Here is a 7,390-nt window from a genome sequence, read left to right as displayed (position 1 = left end):
CTCATACCTTTTTCGGGCTCGACGGAATTGTCGACCATGCCCCCACCCTCCCCTGTGCGCACGCTATGCGCGTCGAGGGAGATTAACCGCTGATCGTTCCGCTGGGAAACCGGATTCGCCCCGGGCCGAGACATGCTGAGGGCGGTGAAGCCTTGATACCGGCTTCACCGCCCTGACCAGCTAGTTCACTTCAAGCAGGTGCCCTTGATCAGCTGCAGCCGCTGGTCGAACCGCACCCCTCGCAGATGTAGCAGGAACCGGCCCGCTGCATCTTCGTACCGCAGGAGAAGCAGAGCGGGGCGTCGGCCTGGATGCCCAGCTGCATCTCCACCAGCTCGGCGCTGGTGTGCGCCTGCTGCGGAGCGGGCTTGACCGCCTCGACCACGGCCTTCGGCGCGGCCACGGCCTTCAACTCCTGGGCGCGCGGCGCCGACTGGGCCAGGCCCTCGACGTCGACCTCGTCCTCGGTCGGCTCGTACGAACCGGTCTCCAGGTGACGCTGGCGCTCCTCGGCGGAGTGGATGCCGAGCGCGGAGCGCGTCTCGAAGGGCAGGAAGTCGAGCGCCAGGCGACGGAAGATGTAGTCGACGATCGACTGCGCCATCCGCACGTCCGGGTCGTCCGTCATGCCGGCCGGCTCGAAGCGCATGTTCGTGAACTTCGAGACGTACGTCTCCAGGGGCACGCCGTACTGCAGGCCTACGGAGACGGCGATCGAGAAGGCGTCCATCATGCCCGCGAGGGTCGAGCCCTGCTTCGACATCTTCAGGAAGACCTCGCCGAGACCGTCGTCCGGGTAGGAGTTGGCGGTCATGTAGCCCTCGGCGCCGCCGACCGTGAAGGAGGTCGTGATGCCCGGGCGGCCCTTGGGGAGACGCTTGCGGACGGGGCGGTACTCGACGACCTTCTCGACCGCGGTGCGGATGGTCTCCTCGGCCTTGGCGGTGACCTCGACCTTCTCCTTCTCCTTGGTCTTCGCGGAGAGCGGCTGGCCGACCTTGCAGTTGTCGCGGTAGATCGCGAGCGCCTTGACGCCCAGCTTCCACGCCTCGAAGTAGACCTCTTCGACGTCCTCGACGGTCGCCGTCTCCGGCAGGTTGACCGTCTTGGAGAGCGCGCCGGAGATCCAGGGCTGGATGGCGGCCATCATGCGGACGTGGCCCATCGCGGAGATGGAGCGCTCGCCCATGGCGCAGTCGAACACCTCGTAGTGCTCCTGCTTGAGACCCGGGGCGTCGATCACATTGCCGTTGTCGGCGATGTGGGCGACGATCGCCTCGATCTGCTCCTCCTGGTAGCCCATGCGACGCAGGGCCTGCGGGACGGTGCCGTTGACGATCTGCATCGAGCCGCCGCCGACCAGCTTCTTGAACTTGACCAGGGCGAGGTCGGGCTCAAGTCCGGTGGTGTCGCAGGACATCGCGAGACCGATGGTGCCGGTCGGGGCGATGACGGACGCCTGCGAGTTACGGAAACCGTTCTTCTCGCCGAGGCGCAGCACGTCCTGCCAGGACTCCGTGGCCGCGGCCCAGATGGGCGTGTCCAGGTCGTCCGCGCGCGGGGCGACGGCGTTGGCGTCGGCGTGCTGCTTCATGACGCGCAGGTGCGGCTGCTCGTTGCGGGCGTAGCCGTCGTACGGGCCGACGACCGCGGCGAGTTCGGCGGAGCGCTTGTACGACGTGCCGGTCATCAGGGAGGTGATGGCACCGGCGAGGGCACGGCCGCCGTCGGAGTCGTACGCGTGGCCGGTCGCCATCAGCAGGGCGCCGAGGTTGGCGTAGCCGATGCCGAGCTGGCGGAACGCGCGCGTGTTCTCGCCGATCTTCTGGGTCGGGAAGTCAGCGAAGCAGATGGAGATGTCCATCGCGGTGATGACGAGCTCGACGACCTTGGCGAAGCGCTCGACCTCGAAGGACTGGTTGCCCTTGCCGTCGTCCTTCAGGAACTTCATCAGGTTCAGCGAGGCGAGGTTGCAGGACGTGTTGTCCAGGTGCATGTACTCGCTGCACGGGTTCGAGCCGTTGATACGGCCGGACTCCGGGCACGTGTGCCACTGGTTGATGGTGTCGTCGTACTGGATGCCCGGGTCGGCGCAGGCCCAGGCTGCCTCGGCCATCTTGCGGAAGAGCTCCTTGGCGTCGACCTCCTCGATGACCTCGCCGGTCATGCGGGACGTCAGGCCGAACTTGTCGCCGTTCTCGACGGCCTTCATGAACGTGTCGTTCACACGGACCGAGTTGTTGGCGTTCTGGTACTGCACCGACGTGATGTCGTCGCCGCCCAGGTCCATGTCGAAGCCCGCGTCACGGAGGGCGCGGATCTTCTCCTCTTCCTTGACCTTGGTTTGGATGAAGTCCTCGATGTCGGGGTGGTCGACGTCCAGGATGACCATCTTGGCCGCGCGGCGGGTGGCGCCACCGGACTTGATGGTTCCCGCGGAGGCGTCGGCGCCGCGCATGAAGGAGACCGGACCCGAGGCGTTGCCCCCGGAGGAGAGCAGTTCCTTGGAGGAGCGGATGCGGGACAGGTTCAGGCCTGCGCCGGAACCGCCCTTGAAGATCATGCCCTCTTCCTTGTACCAGTCGAGGATGGACTCCATGGAGTCGTCGACGGCCAGGATGAAGCAGGCCGAGACCTGCTGGGGCTGCGGGGTGCCCACGTTGAACCACACGGGGCTGTTGAAGCTGAAGACCTGGTGCAGGAGGGCGTACGCCAGCTCGTGCTCGAAGATCTCGGCGTCGGCGGGCGAGGCGAAGTACTTGTGGTCCTCGCCGGCCTTCCGATACGTCTTCACGATGCGGTCGATGAGCTGCTTGAGGCTCACCTCGCGCTGCGGGGTGCCCACGGCACCGCGGAAGTACTTGCTGGTGACGATGTTGACCGCGTTCACCGCCCACTCGGCGGGGAACTCGACGCCACGCTGCTCGAAATTGACCGAGCCGTCGCGCCAGTTGGTCATGACGACGTCACGGCGCTCCCACTCCACCTCGTCGTACGGATGCACGCCGGGGGTGGTGTGAATACGCTCGATGCGCAGTCCCTTGGTGGCCTTGGTGCCCTTCGCGCGGGAACCTCGTGCCGGACCGCTCGCCGTCTCTGTCATGCCGCCTCCCTCTACAGGCGAAAACGCCCGAAAATGCCACGATGTTCCCGTGGCAGAGTGTTTGTCTGATGCCGCGGGCGCCCACAGCTCATGGCCCCGCAACAAGTCCTGGTTCGCCGCCGCCCGGCCGGACCCGGGGTCTCCGCCCGGTTCCGGCCCGTCGGTCAGTCGGCGGAGTGGGCGGGCACGGGGACCTGAGCAGTCCCTCCGGTCCCGCCGTCGTCTTCCTGGCTCCCCGCTACCGCGTCTTCGTCGTGCGCGGCGGGGCCTGGGGTCACTTCGCGCAGTTCCACGATCGCGGCCTCGAAGTCCTCAAGCGAGTTGAACGCCCGGTAGACGGAGGCGAATCGCAGATAGGCGACGAGGTCGAGTTCCTGCAACGGGCCGAGTATGGCCAGCCCGACGTCATGGGTGGTCAGTTCGGCGCTTCCGGTGGCTCGCACCGCCTCCTCGACCCGCTGGCCGAGCTGGGCGAGTGCGTCCTCGGTGACAGGCCGTCCCTGGCATGCCTTGCGCACACCGTTGATGACCTTGGTACGGCTGAAAGGCTCGGTGACTCCGGACCGCTTGACCACCATGAGCGAGCACGTCTCCACGGTCGTGAAACGACGGGAGCAGTCAGGGCACTGGCGGCGCCGGCGGATCGACGTGCCGTCGTCGGTCGTACGGCTGTCGACGACACGGCTGTCGGGGTGCCTGCAGAAGGGGCAGTGCATGGTCTCCAACCCTCCCTCGCAGCAGACTCAATAGCCTCGTGAGACCCCTTGGGCCTCTCGAAGCAGCCCCAAGCATAGGCGATGACCGAGACGTTGGAGACCCGGGGGACCACAACTTCTAGGCTGCTGCCGCAATCCAACCACTAGATGTGGTGATTGGCTCACACAAACACGCCGCACGCGCGTGTCGCGCCCGTATTGGCATGTGCCATACGACCGTCCCGTCACCCCGAACACGCTGGCGCGCAGCCGTACCGCCAGGCCACTTACGGAGATACCGTGAGCGCGGCACGGAGGAGGCGTGGGGCTCCCGCACAGAACGGGACCGGCCCCCGACTGCCGGGACACCGGGTGGCAGACTGAGGCGACAACTCACGAGGTCACCACCACGGCGGCGAAGAGTACAACAATGGGCTCTTTTGTCCGCCAGGTGCCGCGTTAGCCATACACCCAGACGCATGATCGCGACAGGCTATCTGCACTTTTTCACTCGAACGTGTGTTTGGCGCAACCTTTCGAAACCAACTACCGTTGTCCAGCAGGGAGACCATCGAGAGGGGCCGACGTGACCACCACCGCAGACAGTGCCACCATCACTGCCCAGGATCGCTCCCAGGGCCGACTCGAGCCGGTGCATGCAATGAACGAAGCCGCGAATCCCGAGGGACACAAGCGTTCCCTGCCGGGCCGACCTCCCGGTATCCGGGCGGACAGCTCGGGGCTCACGGACCGGCAGCGCCGGGTGATCGAGGTCATCAGGGACTCGGTGCAGCGACGGGGCTACCCGCCGTCGATGCGCGAGATCGGCCAGGCCGTGGGCCTGTCCAGCACGTCCTCGGTCGCACACCAGCTGATGGCACTGGAGCGCAAGGGCTTCCTGCGCCGCGACCCGCACCGCCCGCGCGCGTACGAGGTCCGCGGCAGCGACCAGTCCTCGTCGGTGCAGCCCACGGACACCGCGGGCAAACCCGCCGCGTCGTACGTCCCCTTGGTGGGCCGGATCGCCGCCGGTGGCCCGATCCTCGCGGAGGAGTCGGTCGAGGACGTCTTCCCCCTCCCCCGCCAACTGGTCGGTGACGGTGAGCTGTTCGTCCTCAAGGTCGTCGGTGACTCGATGATCGAGGCCGCGATCTGCGACGGCGACTGGGTCACCGTGCGCCGCCAGCCGGTCGCCGAGAACGGTGACATCGTGGCCGCCATGCTGGAGGGCGAGGCCACCGTCAAGCGCTTCAAGCGCGAGGACGGCCACGTCTGGCTCCTCCCGCACAACTCGGCCTACGAGCCGATCCCGGGCGACGACGCGACGATCCTCGGCAAGGTGGTGGCAGTGCTGCGGCGCGTGTGACGGCTGCGGCGGGCGGGCCACATCGGCCCGGCCCCCTGACCGGACCCCGGGACCCCTGCGCCGGTTCCGGGGTCCTGTGCTGTCCGGGCCCCGGTGGCGGCCGGTCGTCGATCCGCTGCCGGTCGTCGATCCGGGGTTGGCCCGGAGCGCCCGGGCCAACCCCGCCGCCAGGATCACTCCGCTTCGGCTTCCTCCTGCTTCGCCTTGGCGTCGATCGCGGCCAGCGACCTCCGGGCCTGGTTACGGTCCGTGGTGTACCAGAAGTCGGGCAGTGATGCCTTGAGATAGCTGCCGTAGCGGGCCGTTGCGAGCCTCTGGTCGAGGACGGCGACCACGCCTCGGTCCCCCGACGCGCGGACGAGGCGGCCGGCACCCTGGGCCATGAGGAGCGCCGCGTGCGTGGCGGCCACCGCCATGAAGCCGTTGCCCCCGGCGTCCTCGACTGCCTTCTGGCGGGCGCTCATCAGCGGGTCGTCCGGGCGCGGGAACGGAATCTTGTCCATGACGACGAGCTGGCAGCTGGCTCCGGGGACGTCGACGCCCTGCCAGAGCGACAGCGTGCCGAAGAGACAGGTCTTCGGGTCGGCCGCGAAGTTCTTGATCAGCTCGCCGAGCGTCTCCTCGCCCTGGAGCAGGATCGGGTACTCGGGGATGCGGGAGCGCAGTTCCTCGGCGGCGAGTTGGGCGCCCCGCATCGAGGAGAAGAGGCCCAGGGTGCGACCGCCGGCCGCCTGGATCAATTCCGTCAACTCGTCCAGCATGTCGGCGCGATCGCCGTCCCGCGCGGGGCGCGCCAGGTGTTTGGCGACGTACAGGATGCCCTGCTTCGGGTAGTCGAAGGGCGAGCCCACGTCGACGCCCTTCCACTGCGGCAGCTCGTCGCCCGCGGTGCCCTCGGGGGCGAGGCCCAGGGAGGCGCCTACGCCGTTGAAGTCGCCGCCCAGCTTCAGCGTCGCGGAGGTCAGCGTCACCGAGCGGTCCGTGAAGAGCTTCTCCCTCAGGAGGCCCGACACGGACATGGGGGCGACGCGCAGGGAGGCACCGAAGCGGTCGTGGCGTTCATACCAGACGACGTCCCACTCGGAGCCGTTGGTGATCCGCTCCGACACGTCGTGTACGGCCTCTACGGAGGCCAGCGCCTGCTTGCGAACCGCGTCCTCGTCCTGCACGGACTTGTCGCGGGTGGCGCCGATCCCGGAGATCACCGTACGGCAGGCGTCGCGCAGCGCCATGAGGGCGTAACCGAGGTCCTCCGGGATCTCCTCCAGGCGGCCCGGCAGGGCGAGTTCCATCAGCCGCTCGAAGCCCTCAGCGGCGGTCTGGAGCTGGTCGGCGGCCTTCTCGTTGACCAGCTTCGCGGCCCGGCGCACCGCGCGGTTGACCTGCCCCGGGGTGAGCTCGCCGGTGGCAACTCCGGTGACCCGGGAGACCAGCTCATGCGCTTCGTCGACGATCAGCACTTCGTGCTGCGGGAGAACGGGGGCGCCTTCGATGGCGTCGATCGCGAGCAGTGCGTGGTTCGTGACGACGACGTCGGCGAGCTTGGCCCGCTCGCGGGCCGCCTCTGCGAAACACTCCACCCCGTAAGCGCACTTCTGGGCGCCCAGGCACTCCCGGGAGGACACCGAGATCTGCGCCCACGCGCGGTCGGAGACTCCGGGCGTGAGGTCGTCCCGATCGCCGGTCTCGGTCTCGTCCGTCCAGTCACGCAGCCGCAGCAGGTCCTGGCCCAGCTTGCTGGTGGGGGCAGCCGCCTCGAACTGGTCGAAGAGGCCCTCCTCCTCGTCCTGCGGCATGCCCTCGTGGAGGCGATGCAGGCACAGGTAGTTCGACCTGCCTTTGAGCATCGCGAACTGGGGGCGGCGGCGCAGCAGGGGATGCAGTGCGTCGACCGTGCGTGGCAGGTCGCGCTCCACGAGCTGGCGCTGGAGGGCGAGGGTGGCGGTCGCTACGACCACACGCTCCCCGTGCGCGAGCGCGGGCACGAGGTAGCCGAGCGACTTTCCGGTGCCGGTGCCGGCCTGGACCAGCAGATGGGAGCCGTCGTCGATCGCCTCCGCGACGGCTTCGGCCATGGTCACCTGGCCGGGGCGCTCCGAACCGCCGACGGCAGTGACGGCAGCATGCAGGAGTTCGGGGAGTGAGGGCTTCGTCATAGCGCGACCAGCCTACGGGGCGGGACTGACAGCCGGGCGATCAAGGCAGAGGGCGGGGGTGGATCTGGAC

General features: G+C 68.2%; 4 protein-coding genes. 1 reads left to right on the top strand and 3 read right to left on the bottom strand.

The genetic code is table 11. The annotated features are described in order from the left end of the window. Positions 1–208: 208 nt before the first annotated feature. Positions 209–3,103 (bottom strand): vitamin B12-dependent ribonucleotide reductase, encoded by a 2,895-nt coding sequence (locus AC31A1_RS42650; protein WP_489658456.1) that lies wholly within the window; start codon positions 3,101–3,103, stop codon positions 209–211. Positions 3,104–3,267: 164 nt separating this feature from the next. Then, positions 3,268–3,819, bottom strand: coding sequence for a transcriptional regulator NrdR (gene nrdR, locus AC31A1_RS42645; protein ID WP_489658455.1), 552 nt, complete (start codon positions 3,817–3,819; stop codon positions 3,268–3,270). A gap of 565 nt (positions 3,820–4,384) precedes the next feature. Here nrdR and lexA point away from each other — a divergent pair. Further along, positions 4,385–5,164: a transcriptional repressor LexA gene (gene lexA, locus AC31A1_RS42640; protein WP_026151025.1), complete on the top strand. Its 780-nt coding sequence runs from the start codon at positions 4,385–4,387 to the stop codon at positions 5,162–5,164. Positions 5,165–5,337: 173 nt separating this feature from the next. Here lexA and AC31A1_RS42635 read toward each other — a convergent pair whose 3' ends face one another. Beyond that, complete coding sequence (locus AC31A1_RS42635) at positions 5,338–7,320, bottom strand: ATP-dependent DNA helicase (protein ID WP_489658454.1); 1,983 nt, start codon at positions 7,318–7,320, stop codon at positions 5,338–5,340. Positions 7,321–7,390 lie beyond the last annotated feature (70 nt).

The sequence above is a fragment of the Streptomyces sp. P5F9 genome (assembly GCF_057961495.1).
The sequence above is the reverse complement of the archived record's forward strand: the minus strand, read 5'-3'. Positions and strand labels throughout refer to the sequence as shown.

Excerpts from the sequence above, each read along its gene's own strand:
- AC31A1_RS42635 (WP_489658454.1), bottom strand. The coding sequence starts at position 7,320 with ATGACGAAGCCCTCACTCCCCGAACTCCTGCATGCTGCCGTCACTGCC.
- nrdR (WP_489658455.1), bottom strand. The coding sequence starts at position 3,819 with ATGCACTGCCCCTTCTGCAGGCACCCCGACAGCCGTGTCGTCGACAGC.
- AC31A1_RS42650 (WP_489658456.1), bottom strand. The coding sequence starts at position 3,103 with ATGACAGAGACGGCGAGCGGTCCGGCACGAGGTTCCCGCGCGAAGGGC.